A 21080-nucleotide genomic window follows, 5' to 3' on the forward strand; every position below is an offset into this window, starting at 1 on the left:
TATCGCAAGTGGGGTGGGTGAGTGCGAGCCTTTGCCGGAAAGCGGGACGTCAGACCCAGCCGGGGCGGACGAGGCCGGATTCGTAGGCGATGACGACCAGCTGGGCGCGGTCGCGGGCGTGGAGTTTCATCATGGTCCGGCTGACGTGGGTCTTGGCGGTGGCGGGGCTCATGAAGAGCTCGCCCGCGATCTCGTCGTTGGTCATGCCGGTGCCGACCAGGGTGAGGACCTCGCGCTCGCGGTCGGTGAGCAGGCCGAGGTCGCGGGTCTGGTGCGGTTCCTTGGCGCGGCTCGCGTACTCGGCGATCAGGCGGCGGGTCACGCCGGGGGAGAGCAGGGCGTCGCCTCCGGCCACCACCCGGACGGCCTGGATGAGCTCGGCAGGTTCGGTGTCCTTGACCAGGAAGCCGCTGGCGCCGCCGCGGAGGGCCTCGAAGACGTATTCGTCCAGCTCGAAGGTCGTCAGAATGATGATCTTCGGTCCGGCGGGCATCTCGCGGGTGGCGGTCAGCCCGTCCATGCCGGGCATGCGGATGTCCATCAGGACCACGTCCGGCTCGTGCTCGGCGGCCAGCCGCAGGGCCTGCGCCCCGTCGGAGGCCTCGGCCACCACGGTCATCCCCGGCTGCGCGTCCAGCAGGGCGCGGAACCCGGCCCTGACGAGGGCCTGGTCGTCGGCGAGAACAATCTTGATCATTGGGGTTCCTCCGGGATCGGAAGCCGGGCCTCGACGCGGAAGCCCCGGCCGTGGTGCGTGGCGGTCAGCGTCCCCCCGAGCGCCGAGGCCCGCTCCCGCATGCCGGGTACGCCGTTCCCGCTGCCCAGGCTCTCCCCGGGGGCGTCACCGCCCGAGTCGGTGACCTGGACGGTCAGCGCGCGGGGGTCGTAGCCGAGCACGACCGTGACCGACGCGCCGGGGGCGTGCCGGGTGACGTTGGTGAGGGCCTCCTGCACGATGCGGTACCCGGCCCGGTCGACGCCGGCGGGCAGCGGCCCGGCCTCACCGACGATCTTCTTGGTGACCGGCAGCCCGCTGCGCTCGATGAGCTCGTCGAGGCGGTCCAGCCCGGCGGTGGGGGAGCGGGGAGCGCCGTCGCGCAGGACGTTGAGCACCGACCGCATCTCGGTCAACACGTCCTTGGACGCCTGCTTGATCGTGGTGAGCGCGGTCCGCGCCTGCTCGGGGTGGTCGTCGATGAGGTGCAGCGCGGTGGACGCCTGCACGTGGATGAGGGAGATGTTGTGCGCGAGCACGTCGTGCAGCTCCTGCGCCATGGTCAGCCGCTCCTCGCTGGCCTGCCGCCGCAGCTCCTCCTCCGCCACCCGTTCGCGCTCGGCCTGCCGCTCCCTCCTGGCCCGCGAGAACTCCGCCGCCACCGCCACCAGGCCCATCAGCGCGGCCACCGCGAGGTCGTGGAACCACCCGGTCGTGGGGACGGGGGCGAACCAGGACGTGTAAACCACGAAGAACACGTAGGCCAGGCCCCACATCGACCAGGCCGCCCGCCGGTGGCCGGTGACCACGGCGGCGTGGAACGCGATGATCGGGCTGAGGAAGACCGGGCCGTAGGGGTGGCCGAGGCCGATGAAGATCACGGTCGAGCCCACCGCGACGGCCAGACTGAGCACCGGACGGCGGCGGCGTACGATCAGGGCCAGGGGCCCGGCCAGCAGGAGCGCGCAGCCCAGCGGGTCGAGCGGGACCCTGAGCATGCCTGGGTCGTGGACCTGCCACCACTGCACGCCGCGGGTGCCCATGCCCTGGAAGACCCCCACGAACAGCGGGAGCAGCAACTCGGCCCAGCGGGGTTTGGCGCGCACGCTCAGCACTGTACGTGCGCCCGCCGGGAGGGCGCGTCCGTCCGGTGAGGAATGAGGTACTACATCCCCTGCGGTAGAGAAGGGGCTGACAAGGCTCACGGGCTGAGTCAAGCTGTCTGCGGGAGGTCATCATGATCAATCGTCGAGTCGCCATCCCCCTGGCGGGGATCCTGGTGGGAAGTTCCGTATTGCTCGTCCCACCCGCCGTCGCCTCTCCGCAGGCGTCACAGGTGTGGCCGGGGGCGGAGAAGAAACCCGTCGCGGAGGGGTACGGCGGCGCGGTCTCGACCGTCGACCTCGACGCCAGCAAGGTCGCGCTGGGCGTGTTGCGCGAGGGCGGCAACGCCATCGACGCGGCGGTCGCCGCGGCGGCCACCCTGGGCGTGACCGAGCCCTACTCGGCGGGGCTGGCCGGGGGCGGGTTCATCGTCTACTACGACGCGCGCCGCAAGAAGGTCCACACGATCGACGGCAGGGAGGCCGCGCCGAAGGCGATGGGACCGGCGTCCCTGGAGGGCATCCCGTTCGAGGAGGCCGTGACCAGCGGGCTGTCCGCGGGGGTGCCCGGCAGCGTGGCCCAGTGGGAGCTGGCGCTGCGCAGATTCGGCACGCTCTCGCTGCGCCAGGCGCTGAGACCCGCCGTCGAGGTCGCGTCCGAGGGGTTCAAGGTCGACCAGACCTTCCACGACCAGACCGCCGCCAACGCCGCCCGTTTCAAGGATTTCACCTCCACCGCCAAGCTCTACCTGCCGGGCGGCGCCCCGCCGCCGGTCGGCTCCACCTTCCGCAACCCCGAGCTGGCGGACACCTACCGCAGGCTCGGCAGGCAGGGGGGCGAGTGGCTGTACGGCGGTTCCCTCGGCGCCGAGGTCGTGGCCACCGTCAAGAAGCCGCCGGTCACCCCGGGCTCCACCCGCAACGTGCGGCCGGGGCTGATGGAACTGGCCGACCTCAAGGCCTACCGGGCGCTCGAACGGCCGCCCACGAAGGTGACGTACAAGGGCATGGACGTGTACGGCATGGCGCCGCCGTCCTCGGGAGGTTCGACGGTCGGCGAGGCGCTCAACATCCTCGAGGCCCTGCCGAAGGTCGGCGAGCACGAGTACCTGGAGGCGTCCAGGCTCTCCTTCGCCGACCGGGGCAAGTACGTGGGCGACATCCCGGGCGTCCCGCTCAAGGAGTTGCTGTCCGACGGGTTCGCCAAGGAGCGCGCCTGCCTGATCGGGGAGCGGGCGCTGGCGAGCCCGGCCGCGCCGGGCAACCCCGACGGGACGTACGGACCGTGCGCGCCCGCGCCCTCGGCGGACGCCACCCCGTCGGCTCCCGAGGGGCCGGAGACCACGCACCTGGTGGTCACGGACCGCTGGGGCAACGTGGTCGCCTACAACATCACCATCGAGTCGACCGGCGGCAACGGCATCGTCGTCCCCGGCCGGGGCTTCCTGCTCAACAACGAGCTGACCGACTTCACCTTCGGCCCGGCCCCGGGCGACCCGAACCTGCCCGCGCCGGGCAAGCGCCCCCGCTCGTCGATGGCGCCGACGATCGTCCTGGACGACGGCAGGCCGCTGCTCGCGCTGGGTTCCCCCGGCGGCTCGACGATCATCACCACCGTGCTGCAGATCCTGGTCAACCGCTGGGACCTCGGCATGTCGCTCCCCGAGGCGCTCGCCGCGCCCCGGGCCACCCAGCGCAACACCGCCCAGACCCAGGCCGAGCAGGGCTTCATCGACCGCTACGGCGCCGAGCTCACCAGCCGGGGCCACAGCCTCGTGCTGAACCCGGAGATCGGCGCGGCCACGGCGGTCGAGTTCCTGCGGCACGGGAAACTCCAGGCGGTGGCGGAGCCGACCCGTCGCGGCGGCGGCAGCGCGCTGGTGGTGAGCGAGCGCAGGTAGGGCTCTCGTCCTCGCCTCGCGCGGGGAGGGCTCTCGCCTGCACGGCGAGCAGGTGTGCGGGCGGGGCTCTCGTCCGTACGGCGGGCGGGGCTCTCGCCCGCACGGCGAGCAGGTGATCAGGGAGGGCTCTCGTCCTCACGGTGGTACTTACGTGACGGTACGAAAGGACGCCGGCCCCGGTGGTGCGGTCTCGACCGCGCCACCGGGGGCCTCGGCGGGGGCGCCGGGGGAGCGCGGGTGGCGGGCGGGAGCGCTCAGGGGATCAGCTCGTAGGCCTCGCGCCTCGGCCTCCTGGTGCGCGCCCAGTACTCGAAGGTGAAGCCCGGCCAGAGGGTCCTGTTGACGCCGTGCTCGTCGAGATACCAGCTGCCGCAGCCGCCCTCGTTCCAGACGCGGCGGTTCAGGCGGTCCTGGAGACGGTCGTTGTAGGCGCGCTGCGCCTCGGGGCGGACGTCGAGGGCCCTGGCCTTCGTCCTCGACAGCAGGCGCAGGCAGCCGAGGACGTACCGGACCTGAGATTCGATCATGAAGACGACCGAGTTGTGGCCCAGGCCGGTGTTGGGGCCGAGCAGGAAGAAAAGGTTCGGGAACCCGGCGACGGTGGTGCCGTGGTAGGCCTCCACGCCGTCCTGCCAGGCGTCCTGGATCTTCCTGCCGTTCCTGCCGACGATCCGCCACTCGTTCAGCGCGTCGGTGACCTTGAAGCCGGTGCCGTAGACGAGCACGTCGACCTCGGTCTCCCTGCCGGTGGAGTCGACGATCGAGTTCTCCCTGATCTCCCGCACCCCGTCGGTGATCACCTCGACGTTGTCCCTGGCCAGTGCCGGGTAGTAGTCGTTGGAGATCAGAACGCGCTTGCAGCCGATCATGTAGTCGGGCGTGAGCCTGGCGCGCAGCACCGGGTCGGGGACCTGGTCGGCCAGGTGGCGCAGGGCCGCCTTCCGCTGGGCCCCCATCAGGCGCGGATCGACCGTGAAGCCCAGCGCGCGGGCCTCCAGCGCCCAGTAGATCGCGTTGCGCAGCGCGCGGGCGGCACCGGGCAGGCCGAGGATCCGCTTCGCCCGGGGGGAGAAGGGGAAGTCGGGCTTGGAGTGGATCCAGGGGGGCGTGCGCTGGAAGACGTGGAGGCGGGAGACCTGCCCGGCGATCCGCGGGACGAACTGGACGGCCGACGCGCCGGTGCCGATGACCGCGACCCGCTTCCCGGTCAGGTCCACCGAGTGGTCCCAGCGGGCCGAGTGGAAGGACGGGCCCGCGAAGCTCTCGCGGCCGGGGATCGCGGGCAACGACGGCACGTGCAGCGCGCCGATCCCCGAGACCACGGCGTTGGTGGCGAAGGTCTCACCTCCGGCGAGGAGCACCCGCCAGTCGCGCGCCGCGTCGTCGTACTCCAGCCCGACGACCTCCTCGCCGAACCGCAGGTGGGGTGCCAGGCCGTACTTCTCGACGCAGGCCCGCATGTAGTCCTGGATCTCGGCCTGGCGGGAGAACATCCGCGACCAGCCGGGGTTGAGCTCGTACGAGAAGGAGTACAGGGGCGAGGGGATGTCGCAGGCGCAGCCGGGGTAGGTGTTCTCGCGCCAGGTCCCGCCCAGGTCGTCGGCCTTCTCCAGGATGACGAAGTCGTGGTATCCGGCTTCCTTGAGCTTGATCGCCATGCCCAGCCCGGCGAAGCCGGAGCCGATGATCGTGATCCCGGGGCGCGCGCTCATGCGGTCTCCTCGCTCCCCGCCGGTTCCTCGCCGAGGGGGCCCGGGTGGCGCGGGCCTTCCATCGGTTTCGGCTGTGGCGACGAGAGCGTTCCGTGCTCGTTTCTATTGGATTATCCGTCCAACGTAACGAGTGGAGATCACACCGTCCATAGATCACCACGAACGTCCGGGAGCGTTCGGGAACTTCGGGAACTTCGGGAACGCGAAAAGCGCCGAGGGCGATGCCATCGGCGCTGCGGACTCTTCAGTCGTTAGAGCAGCAGGTAAGCGGCCACCGCGACGACGACCAGCACCGCGACCACCACCGCCGCCGTGATCGGCAGTGCGAGCGACCGCTTCTCGGGAGCGGCCTCCGGGTCCTTACGCTGGGCGAACGCGCGGAACGCCTGAGTGTTGCCCGCGGGGTCAATCTGCTGAGGATCAGACATGGAGATGACTTTAGCGATACGGGATACCTCCCAACACTGATTTGTCCACTTTCACGGGAAGGATGTCCCGGAGGCCGGTCGAGGACGGGTACTGGAGACGGGACCGCCGACCGGGGCGGATAGCGTGGTGTCATGCTCCGCATCCTGTTCTCCGCCCGCGTGGTGGTGCTCCACCTGCTCGCGGTCGGGGCCCTCGTCGTGTGCGGGTTGCTGGGCAGGTGGCAGCTCGGCGTCTTCGAGGAGTCCGGCACGCCCCAGTCGCTGCTCGATCCCGCCCCCGTGGCGGTCGCCACCCTCACCGCGCCCGGAGAGCACATGACGGCCGACGCCGTCAGCCGCCGGGTGACCGCCGAGGGCACCTTCGACGTCTCGAAGCAGCTTCTGGTGGCCGAGCGTGACGGGGGCCTGTGGCTGCTCGCGCCGCTCGACCTCGGCGACGGCACCTCCATCCCGGTCGTACGGGGCTGGGTGGCCACGGCGGGAGACCCCGCCGTCACGGCCCCGGCGGAGGGCAGGGTGACCCTCAGCGGGCGCCTGCAGCCCTCGGAGGCCACCAACAGCGTCCAGCGCCGGATCCGGCAGTTGCCGCCGGGGCAGGTGCTGACCGTGTCGTCGGCCGAACTGATCAACCTCTGGCGGGGCACGAAGCTGCGCGACGGGTTCGTGGTCGCCGCCGAGCAGTCGCCGGCTCCCGCGGTCGCGGCCAGGCCGGTGAGCGTTCCGCCGCCGACCGAGCCGGGCGGGCTCACCTGGCGCAACCTCGCCTACGCCGCCCAGTGGTGGATCTTCGGGCTCTTCGCCGTCTTCATGTGGTGGCATTTCGTCCGTGACGCGCTGCACGGCCGTACGCGGAAGCGCGACTCCGACGCCGATTCCGCCTCGGACCCCGCCCCCGGAGACGCCGCGGGGTCCGGGGCCGAGCCGGAAACCCCTGCCCTACCAGCCCGAACCGCCCCGTGAACCGAACCCCAAGACCGAGGTAACCGACCGTGGAATCCGCTCTCAAGCCCTTTCGCATCCTGGCCTACATCGTCGGCGTGATGCTGCTCGTCCTGGTCACCTGCATCGTGCTCAGGTACGGCTTCGGTATCGAGGAGCCCTCGAAGATCGTCTCTCCGATCCACGGCTTCCTCTACATGCTCTATCTCGTGGCCGCGATGAACCTGGGCATGAAGGCGCGCTGGACGTGGTCGTACATCCTCGGGGTGATGCTCGCGGGCACCGTGCCGCTGCTCTCGTTCGTGTTCGAGCGCAAGGTCACCCGCCGGGTGGAGTCGGAGCTCGCGACCGCCACCGCCTGACCGGCGCGGTCTGACCGCCACCGTCTGATCGGCATCGCCTGACCGGCGCGGCCCGGAGTCGCGGGTTCGCGAGGCCGGGCCGTGCCGTGTCGTGCGGTTTCCTGCGGTGTCGTGCGGGGCCCGTGCCGCGTCAGCGGCCGAGACCCCGGCGACGCGAGCGCTTGAGGCGCTCGCGCTGCGACGGGTCGAGCATCAGATAGCCGATGACCGGGGCGGCGACGACGCCCAGGAGGACCAGCAGCGTCAGGAAACCTGGCAGGAACAGCCACGACAGGAACACCACTGCTCCGGCGCCGATCGCGTACTTCTGGACGGGCGACATCCTCAACATCCTCCGAACGCGGGGCGGACGCCCCGTCTTAGTTCATTGTGCGTCGCCAGTCCAACGTGTGGACCTACCGCGGTGGTTCCAACCGAGATATATCGTGATTTTGTCTACCCGGCCAGCGCCTTGAGCGTCGCCACGCCGCCGGGGTCGGCGTCCGTGCTGACCGGGACCAGGGCCACCTCGTCCACGCCCGCGTCGGCGTACGCGCGCAGGCGCTCGCGGGCCGCGTCCACGTCACCGAGCAGGGCGACCGCCTCCAGCAGGCCGTCGGGGATGGCGGCCAGCAGCTCGCGGGGGTGCGGGCGGGTCCTGGCGAACGCGACCACGTCCCCGAATCCGGCCTCGGCGAACATCTCGCCGTATCCGGGCGCGGCGAGATAGCCCACGACGGCGCGCCGTATCCGGTCGACCGCCTCGCGCCCCGGGTCGATCGCGGCCGTCACCCAGGCCGCCACCCTCGGTGCCGGCGTTCGCGCGGGGGGATGCCCCCGCTCCGGCGCGGGTGTCCCCGCCTGGGCCGCCGCGCGGAGGTCGGTGATCAGGCGGGCGGCGGAGGCGGGGGTGATCAGGTTGAGCACCATCCGGTCGGCCGTCGCGGCGGTCCGTACGGCCGAGGCGCCGAAGGCGGCCACGGTCAGCTCGGGTCGGGGCGCGGGGAGCCGGAGGCGATAGCCCCGACTTTTCACGAATTCACCTGAAAAATCGGATTTGTCGCCATCGAGGAGCGGCCTGAGCGCCCGTACCGCCTCCCGCAGTACGGCCGCCGATCGAGCCCGTGACCTGCCGTGCCACTCCTCGACGACCGTCGGGCTCGACGTGCCGACCGCCACGTTCACCGGCCTTCCGACGAGGGCGGCCACCGACGCCACCCCCATCGCGATCATCATGGGGTCCCGCACGGCCACCGCCAGCGGTCCGACGGTGAGCCCGATCCGGCCGGTGGACAGCCCGATCGCGGTGGCCAGCGCGAAGGCGTCGTAGGTGGCCATCTCGCCCACCCAGAGCTCGTCGTAGCCCAGCTCGTCGGCGGCCCCGGCGGTGAGCAGGGCCTCCTCGGCGGGCCGGTCCTGCCAGAGTCCGAGGGAGACGCCCAGCCTCATGCGACGCGCTCCAGCAGCACGGCGGAACCGCTGCCCGCCGCCCCGCTCACCGCGGCGACGCCGTACCGGGCCCCGCGGCGTTCGAGCTCGTCCGCGCAGGCGGCGATCAGGATGGCCCCGGTGGCGCCGAAGGCGTGGCCCATGGCGATGGTGCCGCCGTTGACGTTGAAGCGGTCCTCGTCGACCTTCAGGTCCCGCTGGAACTTCAGGCACAGGGCGGCGAACGCCTCGGCGAACTCGTAGACCTCGACGTCGTCGGGGGTGAGGCCGGCCCCGGCGATGACCTGCTCGACCGCGAGCTGGCCCGCGGTGAGCATGGTGACCGGGTCGACGGAGGCGGTCGCGGTGGCCACGATCCTGGCCCTGGGCCGCAGGCCCAGCTCCGCGCCGGCCGCTTCGGAGCCCACCAGGAGCAGGCCGGCCGCGTCGCACAGGCTGGGGGAGGTGCCCCTGGTGTGCAGGTGGCGCAGCTCGCCGACCTCGGGGCGGTGCCTGCGGACGATGGCGTCCTGGTCGTCCTGGCCGGCGAAGGCGGGCCCCATCGCGGCGAGCGCCTCCAGGGTCGTGCCCGGCCGCACGTGCTCGTCGCGCCGCAGGTCGTTGACCGGTACCAGCGAGCGGTCGTAGCGTCCGGCGACCCACGCCTCGGCGGCCAGGGTCTGGGTGCGCAGGCCGTACGCGTCGAGCTCCTCGCGCTCGAAGCCCTCGACCGTCGCGACCAGGTCAGCCGCGATGCCCATGTGGATCGACCCGATCTTGTCCACCACCGCCGGGTCGGCCCACAGCGGTCCGCCGTCGGAGAACATCGGCACCCGGGAGACCGACTCGACCCCTCCGGCGACCACGGTGCGGCTCTGCCCGGACTCCACGAGCGCGAAGGCCGTACGGACCGCGTCGATGCCCGAGGTGCAGTAGCGGTTGACGGTCATGCCGGGCGCGTCGAAGCCCGCGGTCAGCGCCGCGGTCCTGGCCAGGTTGCCGCCCTGCTCGGCGTTCTGCGAGGCACAGCCGACGATCATGTCGTCCGCCCGCTCGACGCCCGTCCGCTCGCGCAGGGCGTCCAGGAGCCTCTCCAGCATGGTCAGCGGCGTCACGTCCGCCAGCCCTCCGCCGGGCCTGGCCTTGCCGCGAGGGGTCCTGACTGTCTCGTAGATATATGTCGTCATCTGTTCCACTCCTGCCGGATGTCGTGCGCGAGGCCCGCGCGCTCTCGCCCGCCCACGGGTTCGGGGTGATCCTCCGCGGACCCGGCGCGGCCCCGTCGTCCGGCCGCGCCCGCCGCCGATCGCCGGCTCACGTGGTCGAGCCCCTCAGCTGGTCCGCGCGCACCCAGGTGGCGTGGAAGCCGAGCGGCACCCGCTGGGGCAGGATGATCCGGGCGATCGGTCCCGCGCCCAGGTTCGCCGCGTGCAGGATCTGCACCTCGGAGGTGCCCTCGCGCTCGTCGGTGACGAAGCTGACGAGATAGCCGTCCTCCTCGCCGGTCGCGCCGTCACGCGGCGCGAACGGGGCCTCGCTGCCGTAGCGGTGCTCGCCGTAGTAGTACGTCTCCTTGGCGCCCGTCACGTTGTCGTAGCGGACCAGGCCGTCGAAGAGGTTGGTCGCGGCGTCCTTGACCGACACGTTGTAGGCGTAGCGCGACCGCAGGCCCGTCAGCCGGGCGTCCATCGAGGGGAACTCGGTGTTGTGGTCCGGGTCCACGAAGCCCTCGGACGTGCGGCCGGTGCGCAGGTCGAAGCGGTAGCGGTACATCCGCGCGTCGAGCTTGAGGTAGGAGATCATGCGGGCCAGCGGGCTGCCGGTCCCGGCGGGCGCGGGACGGCCCACCCGGCAGACGTCCAGGACGATCTCGCCCTCCTCCTCCCAGGAGTTGACCACGTGGTAGATGTAGCAGGGTTTCGCGTCGAACCAGCGGATCTCGTGCGCCTGCCCGCGCCGGGGGATGACGCCGAAGCGCGAGGGCAGCTCCCGGTTGAACGTCAGCTTGTAGCGGCCCTGGCGGGCGGCGTCCATGTCCTGGTAGAGCGGCAGGTCCATGAGGATCGCGTGGTTCTCGGTGATCGCCATGTCGTGCGGCAGCCGCGCCCCCGGCAGCTCCAGCTCCACGCAGTGCTCGACCTGACCGCCCGCGCCGACCACCCCGTAGCGCATGTACGGCCTCCGGGGCCCGTAGTCGAACCAGAACAGCTCCCCGGTCCGCTCGTCGACCTTGGGGTGGGCCATGAAGTCGCCGGTCAGCGTGTCGAGGAAGGTCTCGGTGCCGAGCGTCTCCAGGCTGAGGGGGTCCATGCCGTACGGGGAGCCGCACAGGTACCACGTGGTGAGGACCCGGCCGCGATGGAAGATCACGTCGGTGTTGGCCGAGTCCTTGAGGCCGAGCCCGCGGGTGTTGCCGAACGGGTTGCCCTTCGGGTTCTCCATCACGCCGGTCCACAGGGAGTGCCCGGCGGCCGACTCCGCCTCGAACGCCCTGGTCCTGACGTAGCGGTTCCGGTAGCGGGCCCTGCCGTTCTCGAAGTGCATCGCGTGCACCATGCCGTCGCCGTCGAACCAGTGGTAGCGCCCCTTCACGGAGAAGCGCGCGTTGGGGCCGTTGCGCAGGTAGACGCCGTTGAGGTCCTTCGGGATCTCGCCGACGACCCTGAGGTTCTCAGCCGTGATCTCGTCCTGGACCGGCGCGTAGACGCCCAGCAGGTACGGATTCGGCTCGCCCGACTCGTCCATGACCACCACAGGTTCCGCCATGCTCTGGACGCTACGATAAAAGAAGTCAGGTCGTCAATGGCCGCTCACCGCCGGTGGCGTGAGCGGAGGGCGCACCGGGCTGTCCGGGCGGCGCCGGGTTGGTAGTTTGGCGGTTTCGCCGGAAAGAGGAACGACCACGTTCGTCGGTGACGAGTACGACCGCGCTCGCCCATGACGGGCACGACCACGCGACCATCTGGAGGGCAGGCTGTGAACGGCACTGAGCGGGAGCCGGCGCGAACCGAGCTCAGTGCGATCGGGCAGGCGCTGGCGATCCTGGGAGACCGGTGGGTGCTGCTGATCCTGCAGCGGGCGTTCCTGCTGCGGATCCGGACCTTCGCCGGCTGGCACGACGCGCTGGGCATCTCCGAGTCGGTTCTCGCCGCCAGGCTCAGGGAGCTGGTCGACCACGGCATCTTCGAGCTGTCGGCGTACCGCAACGGCCGCACCCGCTACGAGTACCGGCTGACGGATCGCGGGCTCCAGCTGTGGGCCCTGCTGGTGGCCATCCAGGCGTGGGAGCGCGACTGGGTCGCCCCGGGACGGCTCCCGCCGCTGCTGCACGAGCAGTGCGGCCAGGACGCCAAACCGTACCTCGGGTGCGGTTCCTGCCTGGAGCCGATGAGCGCCCGCGACACCCGGACCGAGCCCGGCCCGCTGGCCACGTTCTCCAGGATCGGCCCGCCGCGACGGCACCGCCGCACGGTCCGCTCCGACGCCCCGCCCGACCTGATCGGCTACTGCCCGGCGTCGATGGAGATCCTCGGCGACCGGTGGAGCACCAGTGTCCTGGCCGGCGCGTTCCTCGGCATCCGCCGCTTCGTCGACTTCCAGTCCGGTCTCGGCATCGCGCCCTCGGTGCTCACCGACCGGCTGCGCCGCTTCGTCGAGCTGTGCGTCTTCGACGCCCGGCCCGACGGCTCGTACCGGCTCACCGACAAGGGGCTGGCCTTCTTCGAGGTCTTCGCCTTCCTGGTCGACTGGGCCCAGCGCGAGCTCCCCGCCCCCGAGGGGTCGGCCCTGTCGATCACCCACGCGCTCTGCGGCGCCGCCTTCCAGCCGGTCCTGCTGTGCAGGGCGTGCGGCCGGCCGCTCCAGCGGCGCGAGGTCCGTTTCGTCCTACCCGAGTGACGGCGCTCCTCGTCCTAACCGGGCGACGGCGCTCCGGGGCTCACTTCCGGCCGCGGAGCGAGTCGACCGCCCAGCGGGCCGCCTGGAGCACTCCGGCACTGCCCCTGCCGCCGGTGTCCGGAACGGTGAACCGGTGATACTGCAGCGCCGTCACGATGTTCCCCGTACGGAGAACGACCACCGAGTTGACGCTCGAATGGCCGTTGCCGAGCTGGTAGGCGTAGGCCTCGTCACCGAGACCGGGCGCATCGGCGGGGGCGCTCACGATCCGGGAGTCCTTCGCGTCCCTTGAGCGGAGGCGAAGGTAGGTCGCGTGCGCGAGCGCCGCCTCCGGTTCGCGGACAACGGTGATCTCCAGCGTGTTCCTGAGACTGCCGGGCGCGCTCCTGTCCGCCGCCGGCCACTTGCACGCGGTCTTCTCCTTCGACGGCGAGGGCGCGAGGTAGAGACGGCCGGCCTGTTCCCCGGAGATCAGGGAGCACGGGTCCGGAGCCTTCGCGAAGAAGGTGGGCAGCGGCGCCGGAGTCGCGCTCCGCGGCTGGGCGGCGGGACGGGACCAGAGCCAGAACGCCGTACCGCCACCGGCCAGGAGGACGAGCGCGGCGGCCACGAGGAGCAGGCGGATACGGCGGGGCCTCGCGGGGCGCGAGGTGAGCCCCCGCAGGACCAGGCGGGTCGTGGTGGCGTCCGGGCGGTGTGCGGGGTCGGCCGCCAGCAGGCCCTCCACCAGCGGAGCCAGCGGGCCGGAGACCGCCGCGCCGGTACCACCCGTGACGGGGCCGAAACCGCCGGTGCTCCCCGGGGCCGGGGCGCCGCCGTCCACAGGGCGCGGGCCCGTGTGCGGCCCGGTGCCGGGTGGCTGTCCCTCGACGGCGGTGAACAGGACGGCGCCCAGGTCGCGCAGCTCGTCGGTGGCGTCGAAAATGGCGAAGCCGGTGACCACGACCCTGCCGTCAGGGGTGAGAAGCACGCTCTCCGGGCCGGCCAGGAGATGGAAGCCTCGCTCGTGGGCGGCGGTCTGCGCGTCCAGTACGCGCAGCCCGACCTCGGCCGCCCGCTCGGAGGTGAGCGGTCCTTCCGACCGGACGGCCTGCAGCACCGAGCGACCTTCGACCGACTCCAGGATCAGCCACACCCGGTCGGGGAGGGCGACGACGTCGTGCAGGGTGATGACGTCCGGGTGCCTGAAGTCGGCCGCGGCACGGATCCGGCCGAGAAGCCGGTCGCGGTGCGGGCCGGGCGGCGGGAGCGGTATCCCGGTGATGGTGACGTCGCGCTGGAGCAGCTCGTCGCGGGAGCGCCAGGTGCTCCCGGCCCGGTCGCGGCGCTCCAGCAGCCGGTAGCGACCGGCCAGCAGGTTCGGGTCGGTCATACGAGTCGTCCGGGTGTGGGCGTGGGTGTGGGCGTGGCGGGACCGAACCGTGTCGGTCGCTCGGGTGTGGCGGTGCTGGACTGTGAGGGTCGCTCGGGTGCGGTCATGCCGCACCGTGCGGGTCGTCCGGGTGCGGTGAGGAAGCATGCCGGTCGCCTGGACGCGGTGAGAGAGCGTGCCGGTCGCCTGGGCGTGGCCGGGCGGGACGCGGGCCTAGGGTGCTCAGTCACTGCTGTTCAGCTTCTCGGCGACCTGGCGGGCGACGCGAAGGGCCCGCCCGCGCAGCTCCGCGTTCGGACGCTCGCCCTTCTGTGACACGTCCACCTCGACCAGCAGGTTGCTGATCCGGAAACGAACCGTGGAGTGGATCCGGTCCAGAGCGATCACGTCGTAGGCGAAGGCCTCCGCGCCCACCCGCTCGGCCTTGCGGACGGCGCCGGTCGTGCCGAAGGGACTGTCCCCCCTGTCGGCGACGACCCTGGCGCGTTCGGAGGCGAAGAACTCGTGGGCCACCTCCGGGGCGGCCTTCGCCCTCACGGGTGCCTTGCGGGTCAGCGAGAGCCGCAACCAGCGCGCCTCCGACGGGCCGCCCCAGTTGCAACGGGACTCCCCTTCCGCCGACGCGGTCGTCGCGGGCTCGGGGGTCGAGCCGGGCACCACCGCCCGGCTCTGGGCGCCGGCCAGCAGCGAGCAGGCGTCGGGCACGGTGGCGAACCGTCCGGCGCCGGCCGAGGGCGACGGGGTCGAGGGCGTCTCGGGGTCGCTCGCCGCCGTCGTCAGCACCACCGCCCCGGTCGTCGCCAGCGCCACCGCGGCCAGCGCGACCCCGGCGATCAGACCGGTACGGCGGCGTGGGGCCGCCCGCCTCGCGGGCTCGGTCTCCTGCGAAGAGGGGGGAGAGACGGGGAAGAGCGGTTCCGCGGGCATTCCCCGGGCGACCTGCCCCAGGGCCGCGCGCAGCGCCGACTCTCCCGGGCGCTGCCGGGGATCCTTGGTCAGCGCCGCCATGAGCACCGGGGTCAGCCCCCCTGCCCTGCGGGGTTGGGGCGCCTCCTGGGTGAGGATCGCGCCGATGGTCGCGGCCGAGGTCTCGCGGCGGAAGGGGCTTCGGCCCTCGACGGCCGTGTACAGGGTCGCCGCCAGGGACCACAGGTCGGTGGCCGGGCCGTCGTCGGCGCCGCGCAGCCGCTCCGGGGCCATGTACCCCGGGGAGCCGATCAGCGCGTCCGGGGAGGTGAGCTGGACGTCCCCCTCCAGGGTGGCGATGCCGAAGTCGGTCAGCAGCACCCCGCCGTCCTGGGCGAGCATGATGTTGGCCGGTTTCACGTCGCGGTGCACGATGCCCCGGCCGTGCGCGAGGGCCAGCGCGTCCAGCACGGCCAGGCCGATCATGGCCACCCGCCGTGGCGGGAGCGGCCCCTCCGTCTGGACCGCCTGTTCCAGTGAACGGCCCTTGACCAGGTCCATCACGATCCACGGGCGGCCGTCCTGCGCGACGACGTCGTGTACGGCCACGATGGACGGGTGTCCCAGCCGGGCCGCGGCGCGCGCCTCGCGCAGGGTGCGCTCCCGCGCCTCGGCGCGCTGCGCCTCGGGCAGGTTCGGGTCGAGCCTGACCTCCTTGATCGCCACCTCACGGTGGAGCAGCTCGTCGCGGGCCCGCCACACGACGCCCATCCCACCGGCGCCGAGCTTCGCGACCGCCCGGTAGCGACCGGCCAGCACGGGCAGCGGGCCCGCCACCGGATCAGTCATCGGTCTTCAGGGACTCGGTGAGCCAGCGGGCCACCTTCAGCGCGCCTTCGGAGATCTTGCCGTCGGGGTCCTCCTTGACGCCGCCCCGCTCGTAGTCGACCTCGGCGATCAGGTTGCTGACCCGGAAGACCACGGTCGCCTTGTAGGAGCCGCCGTACAGGTTGATGGAGTTGTACGCGCCGGAGGTGAACGCCTCCTCGCCGACGCCCCGCAGGTCCTTGGGCGGAAGGGGCTTGGGGGTGGTGAACTGGCTCTTGTCGACGAGGTCCTTCTTCTTGCCCGCCAGATACTCCCTGGCCCTCGCGACCTCCGACCCGTCCTGTTTCTGGGCGATCAACCGGACCCGCAGGTCGTACTTCTCGACGTTGGGCTTGCGCCAGTCGTGCTGGTTGAGCCAGTTGCAGACGGAGCGCTCGACCTCTGAGCTCTTGAAGCCCGGCACGACCTCGTTCACCTGCTTGTCGTCGAGCAGGCTGCAGGCTCGGGGAGCCGTGGCGAAGCGGCCCTTGGCGCCGGAGGGTTCGGAGGCGGAGAGGTCGTCGTCGGAGTTCGCGACCATCGAGGTGAGAAGGACGCCGATGGTGACCGCCATGCCGAAGAGCAGCACACCGGTCAGCGCCACGACGGGCCGGGGTACGAGCACTCCCGTCGTCCGCGTCGAAGGCTCGGCGGGCGCGGATTCCGGTGCCGGGACGGGGAGGACGGCCGGCTCGCGCGAGGTGGGGGCGTCCGCCGGGTTCGGGTGGGGTGGCGTGGGACCGGGCTGGAAGGGCGCGCCGGGGTGGGGCTGTCCCTGCTGGGGAGGCCCCTGCGGAGGAGGTCCCTGATGGGACGGTCCCTGCTGCGGGAGGCCCGGGTGGGGCGCGTCCTGTTGCGGCGGGACCGAGGGCGGGGCCTGCCAGAGGATCTGCATGCCCGGGGAGGAGGAGAGCGCGGCCTGCGGGGGGACGGGGACGTCCTGGAGGGGGAGCCTCGCCGTGATGGCCGACATCTGCTCGGTCAGGTTCTTCCTGAAGGGCGCGGTCACCTCCACCTCGGGGACCGGGGCGATCCCGCCGTCCTCCTGCCCCCAGGGGGCTCCGGGGGCTCCGGGACCTCCGAGCGGCGCGGTCGCGCCGTGCCCCTGAGGTCCCGTCGTCTGGGGGCCCGTCGTTTCCGGTCCGGTCGCGGTCGGCCCCGGACCTGTCGCGGCGGGTCCGGTCGTCCCCGGCACGACCGCGTTGGGTCCGGTCGTGGTGGCCACTCCCCGCGCCCCGGGCGCTCCGGGGCCCGGGAGAGGCGCCTGTCCGAAGGCCGCCGCCGGTGTCCCGGGGGCGGAGGGGGGAAAGGGAGCGGAAGGGGGGAGGGGGCCGGGGGCTCCCGGATCGGGGTTCCCCTGGACCTGGGGGAGCGCACCCACGGGGAACGGCGCGGCCGGAGGCTCGGGACGGTACTGGGAGACGTCGATCAGCGCGCCGCGCAGGGTGTCCGGGTCGGGCCGCTGGGTGGGATCGCCCGCGAGCAGGTGGAACAGCACGGGCGCGATCGGGCCCGCGTTGTCCAGGGAACCTCCGGGCGACGGCGGACGGCCCTCGACGGCGGTGTAGAGGGTCGCGCCGAGCGACCACAGGTCGGCGGCCGGGCTGGTCACCCCCTCGGGGGAGGTGAAGAGCGAGGACGGCAGGGACGGCCCGGCGAGGACGATCTGATCGTAGGGGCCGAGCAGCACCGAACTCGGCCGCACGTCGCCGTGGAGCATGCCCTGCCTGTGCATCGCCACGAGCTGGTCCAGCACGGCCAATCCGACCACCGCGGCCTGCTGCGGGGACATCGGCCCGAAGCGGGCGATCACCTGCTCCAGCGAGCTCTGCTCAAGCATCGGCGCGCCCTCGGCTCCAGCGATCCCGGGCCCCGGCGTGAGGGGAGCGGTGTGCCCGCCCGCGTGCCTGCCCTGTGATCGAGGAACGTCTGGATGGTTCATCCGCTCGCCTTCTGCTTGTTCAACGCGTTCGCGATCCAGGTCGCGGTGGTGTGGGCGCCCGCCTGGATCGCCGGGCCGTCCTTGCTGCCGTCCACCACGGTGTAACCGACGTCGAGGACGAGGTTGTCCACGCGCACGACCACGTAACTCTGCTCCAGCCTGCCTGTCTTGCGATTCTCGTAGACGTCGTAGCCGAACGCCTCGTCCCCGACGGGTCTCACCGCCGTCGGCGCCGTGGAGCGGGAGGAGCGGATACCGGCCTGGATCTCCGGCCAGCTCCAGGCGTTCTCCCCGCTCGGTATGACGCTCTGACGCCGGTTCACGAACAGCTCGTGGGCCTGCCGCGGGCTCTTGCCCCACTGGTCGCCGCCGGAGAGACGCACCTCCAGCCCCATGCCGCTGGCCGCCCACTGGCAGCCGCCGTCGTTGGTCGGCTTGCCCTCGCCCGCCAGCGCGGGCAGCAGCTTCCTGGCCGTGGCACCGGGGACGAGCTTGCACACGTCCACCGGTGTGGCGAAGGCTCCGGGACTCTCGCTGAGCCTGACCCGCTTCTCGGCGGCCGTGGGGTCCGAGGTCAGCAGGAACGTCACCCCGAAGGTGACCGCGATGACCACCGCGATCCCGGCCGTCTCCGCGGCGACCCACAGCGCCGTGCGATTCCGGCGCGGCTCGGGCGGCCGTACGGGGACGAGGGCGGGGGACGGCGGGGCGACGGCGGGCGCGGCCGGGACGTCGGTGACCGTACGGCCGGCGGCCAGCTCTCCCAGCGAGCGGGCGACGGCCTCGAAGGACGGCCGGATCTCGGGAACCGGGTCGAGCATGCGCGCCAGCAGCGGGCCCAGCTCGCCCGCGCGCTCCGGCGGTCTCGGCGGCTCGGTGAGCACCCGGCTGATCGCCGCGATGGGGGTCTCCGCGGGGTGAGGCGGCACCCCCTCGACGGCGAAGTAGAGCGTGGCGCCGAGGGACCACAGGTCGGAGGCGGGGCCGCCGCGCTCGCCGCGCAGTCGTTCGGGCGCGATGTAGTTGGGCGAGCCGACGAGGTGGCCGGTCCGGTCCGAGGTGACCTCGCCGTCGGCGACCGCGAAGCCGAAGTCGGTGAGGACGGCCTTGCCGGTCCTGGTGAGGAAGACGTTGCCCGGCTTGACGTCGTGGTGGACCACTCCGGCGGCGTGGGCGGCACCGAGCGCGCTGAGGACGCCCACGCCGATCCTGGCCACCTGGTGCGCGGGGAGCGGCCTCCGGTCGCGGACGGTCTGCTCCAGGGACGCGCCCGACAGCAGCTCCATGACGAGCCAGGGCCGTTCCCGGTCGATGACCACGTCGTGGACGGTCACGATCGAGGGGTGTTTGAGCCGGGCCGCGAGGTTGGCCTCGCGGAGCGCCGAGGCGAAGATCTCCTGCCGCCTGGCAGGCGCGAGGTCGGGTGGGAGCCGTACCTCTTTCACCGCCACGTCGCGGCCGAGCGTCTCATCGGTGGCGAGCCAGACCGTGCCCGCCCCGCCCTCGGCGAGAGGGTTGAGCAGCCGGTAACGGCCTGCCAGCACTCGAGTGTCGATCCCGCTCACCCCGTTCGCTTATCCCATCGCGGACAGCAACATAGTCACTTAGCGGCACATGAACCAATGAACAGTGATTCCGCCTCATCCATTGACCCCTAGCTTCTGTTTTCGTAGTGTCTCGAAGACCCCTCACGAGGCCCCTGGAGTCGCGATGAAGCGCCTGCACACGCAAGAGCGGATCGACCGTTACACCGCCGGCGGCTGGTGGACCGGAGACACGATCGACCAGCTGCTACGTGCCCAGGTGAGCGCCCGCCCCGACGCTCTCGCGATCGCCGATCCGCCCAACAAGGCCGACCTGCTGCCCGGTGAGATCAAGAGGCTCACATGGTCGGAGCTGAACGCCGAGGTCGACCGGGTGGCGGGGGTTCTGCGCGGCCGGGGCGCCGGTCCAGGGGACGTGGTCGCCGTCCAGCTGCCCAACAGCGTGGAGCTCGCGGTCACCTTCCTGGCCGTGGTCAGGGTGGGCGCGGTGGTCACCCCCTTTCCCGTGCAGTACCGCGAGTACGAGCTGAACCAGCTCTGCGCCCTCGCCGGGGTTATGATCTTCGTCACCTCGACGACCGCCGCCGCCCGCGTGCCGGAGAACATCCCCGCCCTCACCTGGGGTGGCGACCTCGACACCGCGACCGCCTCCCCGTCCGGTACGACCGCCTCCCCGGACGGCGGGCCCGGCTCCTCCCCGCCCGACTCATCCGAGGCGCGTTCGCCCGAGGCACGGGGCGTCCCGTACGAGGCCCACCCCGCCGACCCCGTCACGATCTGCTGGACCTCGGGCACCGAGGCCACTCCCAAGGGTGTGCCGAGGTGTCACTACGACTGGCTCGCGGTCGCCTCCACGTGTGCCGCGGCTCCCGGTCTCACCGAGGACGACGTCATCCTCAACCCCTTCCCCATGGTCAACATGGCGGGGATCGGCGGGGTCTTCCTGCCCTGGCTGAAGACCGGCTCCGTGCTCGTCCAGCATCACCCGTTCGACCTGCCGACCTACCTCGGGCAGATCGCGGCCGAGGGCGTCACCTACACCCTGGCCCCGCCCGCGCTGCTGACGCTGCTGCTCCAGCAGGAGGCGATCCTCGCCAAGACCGACCTCACCACGCTGACCCGGATCGGCTCGGGCTCGGCACCGCTGCCGCCGCCGATGGTCAAGGGCTGGCAGGACCGGTACGGCATCGCGATCATCAATTTCTTCGGTTCCAACGAGGGCGTCGCGCTCCTGTCGGACCCGGTGCACATGCCCGACCCCGAGGACAGGGCCCGCTTCTTCCCCCGGCCCGACGCTCCGGGCACCACCTGGCCCGGCACCCTCGGCGCGACCAGGACCAAGCTGGTCGACCCCCTCGGCGAGGAGATCGTCGAGGCCGGGGTCCCCGGCGAGCTCCACCTGTCGGGGCCGACCGTCTTCTCCGGCTACCTGCCGGGCACGGCCGCCGCCGACCCGTTCGACAGGGACGGCTACCTGAGGACCGGCGACGTGTTCGAGATCGCTGGAGACCGGGGACAGTACCTGCGCTACGTCGACCGCGCCAAGGATCTGGTCATCCGGGGCGGTATGAACATCGCCCCCGCCGAGCTGGAGGCGCTGGTCTCCGGGCACCCGGCGGTGGCCGAGGTGGCGGTGGTCGGCTACGCCGACGAGGTCCTCGGCGAACGGGTCTGCGTCGTGCTCGTTCCCAAGCCCGGCCAGACCGTGGACCTCGCCTCGGTCGTGGACCACCTGCGGGGCAGGGGCATCGCCTCGTACAAGCTCCCCGAGCGTCTGAAGCTCGTCGAGGCGCTGCCCCGCAACCCCCTGGGCAAGATCCTCAAGCGGGAGCTGAAGGAGTCGCTGGCGACGAGCGACTGAGGCCCGCGCCCGCGCTCCCGCCCCCGGCGGCCGTGGTCCTTCGCGGCGGGCCGGGGGGCGGCCCGCCCGGAGACGCGACCTCTCGCGACCTTTCCGACCTCTCCCGACTCCCGTGACCTCCCGT

17 protein-coding genes are annotated in these 21080 nt (G+C 72.1%); 5 read left to right on the forward strand and 12 right to left on the reverse strand.

Features of this window, described 5'->3' with window-relative positions:
• Positions 1 to 49: 49 nt before the first annotated feature.
• Both ACSDR0_RS15870 and ACSDR0_RS15875 read right to left on the reverse strand, forming a co-directional pair.
• Positions 50 to 697, reverse strand: coding sequence for a response regulator (locus tag ACSDR0_RS15870; protein ID WP_435289561.1), 648 nt, complete (start codon positions 695 to 697; stop codon positions 50 to 52).
• The gene (locus tag ACSDR0_RS15875) at positions 694 to 1821 is read right to left on the reverse strand and encodes a sensor histidine kinase (protein ID WP_435289562.1); all 1128 of its coding nucleotides are present in this window, start codon (positions 1819 to 1821) and stop codon (positions 694 to 696) included. The genes ACSDR0_RS15870 and ACSDR0_RS15875 overlap by 4 nt, the downstream gene beginning before the upstream one ends.
• Positions 1822 to 1952: 131 nt before the next feature.
• Between ACSDR0_RS15875 and ACSDR0_RS15880 the strand changes: the two genes are divergently transcribed.
• A complete protein-coding gene (locus ACSDR0_RS15880; RefSeq protein ID WP_435289563.1) occupies positions 1953 to 3719 on the forward strand; it encodes a gamma-glutamyltransferase family protein in 1767 nt (588 codons plus the stop codon).
• A 254-nt stretch (positions 3720 to 3973) separates the two neighbouring features.
• Here ACSDR0_RS15880 and ACSDR0_RS15885 read toward each other — a convergent pair whose 3' ends face one another.
• Entirely contained in the window at positions 3974 to 5431 is a 1458-nt protein-coding gene (locus ACSDR0_RS15885; RefSeq protein WP_435289564.1) for a flavin-containing monooxygenase, read from the reverse strand.
• A 251-nt stretch (positions 5432 to 5682) separates the two neighbouring features.
• A complete protein-coding gene (locus ACSDR0_RS15890; RefSeq protein ID WP_329425724.1) occupies positions 5683 to 5859 on the reverse strand; it encodes a hypothetical protein in 177 nt (58 codons plus the stop codon).
• Positions 5860 to 5991: 132 nt separating this feature from the next.
• On the opposite strand from ACSDR0_RS15890, the gene ACSDR0_RS15895 reads away from it, so the two are divergent.
• Together ACSDR0_RS15895 and ACSDR0_RS15900 are read left to right on the forward strand one after the other, a co-directional pair.
• Positions 5992 to 6819 (forward strand): SURF1 family protein, encoded by an 828-nt coding sequence (locus tag ACSDR0_RS15895; RefSeq protein WP_435289565.1) that lies wholly within the window; start codon positions 5992 to 5994, stop codon positions 6817 to 6819.
• A gap of 29 nt (positions 6820 to 6848) precedes the next feature.
• Entirely contained in the window at positions 6849 to 7160 is a 312-nt protein-coding gene (locus ACSDR0_RS15900; RefSeq protein WP_435289566.1) for a DUF3817 domain-containing protein, read from the forward strand.
• Between the two features lie 130 nt (positions 7161 to 7290).
• Here ACSDR0_RS15900 and ACSDR0_RS15905 read toward each other — a convergent pair whose 3' ends face one another.
• The 4 genes from ACSDR0_RS15905 to ACSDR0_RS15920 all read right to left on the reverse strand — a co-directional run bounded on the left by ACSDR0_RS15905 (position 7291) and on the right by ACSDR0_RS15920 (position 11333).
• Positions 7291 to 7482 (reverse strand): hypothetical protein, encoded by a 192-nt coding sequence (locus ACSDR0_RS15905; RefSeq protein WP_435289567.1) that lies wholly within the window; start codon positions 7480 to 7482, stop codon positions 7291 to 7293.
• A 113-nt stretch (positions 7483 to 7595) separates the two neighbouring features.
• A complete protein-coding gene (locus tag ACSDR0_RS15910) occupies positions 7596 to 8588 on the reverse strand; it encodes an LLM class F420-dependent oxidoreductase (protein WP_435289568.1) in 993 nt (330 codons plus the stop codon).
• Positions 8585 to 9754, reverse strand: coding sequence for an acetyl-CoA C-acyltransferase (locus ACSDR0_RS15915; RefSeq protein ID WP_435289569.1), 1170 nt, complete (start codon positions 9752 to 9754; stop codon positions 8585 to 8587). The genes ACSDR0_RS15910 and ACSDR0_RS15915 overlap by 4 nt, the downstream gene beginning before the upstream one ends.
• Before the next feature lie 127 nt (positions 9755 to 9881).
• The gene (locus ACSDR0_RS15920) at positions 9882 to 11333 is read right to left on the reverse strand and encodes a carotenoid oxygenase family protein (RefSeq protein ID WP_435289570.1); all 1452 of its coding nucleotides are present in this window, start codon (positions 11331 to 11333) and stop codon (positions 9882 to 9884) included.
• A 210-nt stretch (positions 11334 to 11543) separates the two neighbouring features.
• Here ACSDR0_RS15920 and ACSDR0_RS15925 point away from each other — a divergent pair, with 210 nt between their 5' ends.
• Entirely contained in the window at positions 11544 to 12464 is a 921-nt protein-coding gene (locus ACSDR0_RS15925; protein ID WP_435289571.1) for a winged helix-turn-helix transcriptional regulator, read from the forward strand.
• 40 nt (positions 12465 to 12504) lie between these two features.
• On the opposite strand, the gene ACSDR0_RS15930 is transcribed toward ACSDR0_RS15925, so the two are convergent.
• The 4 genes from ACSDR0_RS15930 to ACSDR0_RS15945 form a co-directional block, all read right to left on the reverse strand.
• Complete coding sequence (locus tag ACSDR0_RS15930; protein WP_435289572.1) at positions 12505 to 13836, reverse strand: hypothetical protein; 1332 nt, start codon at positions 13834 to 13836, stop codon at positions 12505 to 12507.
• Positions 13837 to 14058: 222 nt separating this feature from the next.
• On the reverse strand, positions 14059 to 15591 hold the full coding sequence (locus tag ACSDR0_RS15935; RefSeq protein ID WP_435289573.1) for a serine/threonine-protein kinase: 1533 nt from the start codon (positions 15589 to 15591) through the stop codon (positions 14059 to 14061).
• Entirely contained in the window at positions 15584 to 17551 is a 1968-nt protein-coding gene (locus ACSDR0_RS15940) for a hypothetical protein (protein ID WP_435289574.1), read from the reverse strand. The genes ACSDR0_RS15935 and ACSDR0_RS15940 overlap by 8 nt, the downstream gene beginning before the upstream one ends.
• On the reverse strand, positions 17548 to 19095 hold the full coding sequence (locus ACSDR0_RS15945; protein ID WP_435289575.1) for a serine/threonine-protein kinase: 1548 nt from the start codon (positions 19093 to 19095) through the stop codon (positions 17548 to 17550). Before ACSDR0_RS15945 ends, ACSDR0_RS15940 begins: the two co-directional genes overlap by 4 nt.
• Positions 19096 to 19261: 166 nt before the next feature.
• Between ACSDR0_RS15945 and ACSDR0_RS15950 the strand changes: the two genes are divergently transcribed.
• On the forward strand, positions 19262 to 20956 hold the full coding sequence (locus ACSDR0_RS15950) for a class I adenylate-forming enzyme family protein (RefSeq protein WP_435289576.1): 1695 nt from the start codon (positions 19262 to 19264) through the stop codon (positions 20954 to 20956).
• Positions 20957 to 21080: the final 124 nt, after the last annotated feature.

Origin of the sequence: Streptosporangium sp. G11, assembly GCF_051192615.1 — a bacterium.
Taxonomy (GTDB): domain Bacteria; phylum Actinomycetota; class Actinomycetes; order Streptosporangiales; family Streptosporangiaceae; genus Streptosporangium.

Coding starts and splice junctions, on each gene's coding strand:
- ACSDR0_RS15870 (WP_435289561.1), bottom strand. CDS start 697: ATGATCAAGATTGTTCTCGCCGACGACCAGGCCCTCGTCAGGGCCGGG.
- ACSDR0_RS15880 (WP_435289563.1), top strand. CDS start 1,953: ATGATCAATCGTCGAGTCGCCATCCCCCTGGCGGGGATCCTGGTGGGA.
- ACSDR0_RS15885 (WP_435289564.1), bottom strand. CDS start 5,431: ATGAGCGCGCGCCCCGGGATCACGATCATCGGCTCCGGCTTCGCCGGG.
- ACSDR0_RS15890 (WP_329425724.1), bottom strand. CDS start 5,859: ATGTCTGATCCTCAGCAGATTGACCCCGCGGGCAACACTCAGGCGTTC.
- ACSDR0_RS15895 (WP_435289565.1), top strand. CDS start 5,992: ATGCTCCGCATCCTGTTCTCCGCCCGCGTGGTGGTGCTCCACCTGCTC.
- ACSDR0_RS15905 (WP_435289567.1), bottom strand. CDS start 7,482: ATGTCGCCCGTCCAGAAGTACGCGATCGGCGCCGGAGCAGTGGTGTTC.
- ACSDR0_RS15910 (WP_435289568.1), bottom strand. CDS start 8,588: ATGAGGCTGGGCGTCTCCCTCGGACTCTGGCAGGACCGGCCCGCCGAG.
- ACSDR0_RS15915 (WP_435289569.1), bottom strand. CDS start 9,754: ATGACGACATATATCTACGAGACAGTCAGGACCCCTCGCGGCAAGGCC.
- ACSDR0_RS15920 (WP_435289570.1), bottom strand. CDS start 11,333: ATGGCGGAACCTGTGGTGGTCATGGACGAGTCGGGCGAGCCGAATCCG.
- ACSDR0_RS15930 (WP_435289572.1), bottom strand. CDS start 13,836: ATGACCGACCCGAACCTGCTGGCCGGTCGCTACCGGCTGCTGGAGCGC.
- ACSDR0_RS15935 (WP_435289573.1), bottom strand. CDS start 15,591: ATGACTGATCCGGTGGCGGGCCCGCTGCCCGTGCTGGCCGGTCGCTAC.
- ACSDR0_RS15940 (WP_435289574.1), bottom strand. CDS start 17,551: ATGAACCATCCAGACGTTCCTCGATCACAGGGCAGGCACGCGGGCGGG.
- ACSDR0_RS15950 (WP_435289576.1), top strand. CDS start 19,262: ATGAAGCGCCTGCACACGCAAGAGCGGATCGACCGTTACACCGCCGGC.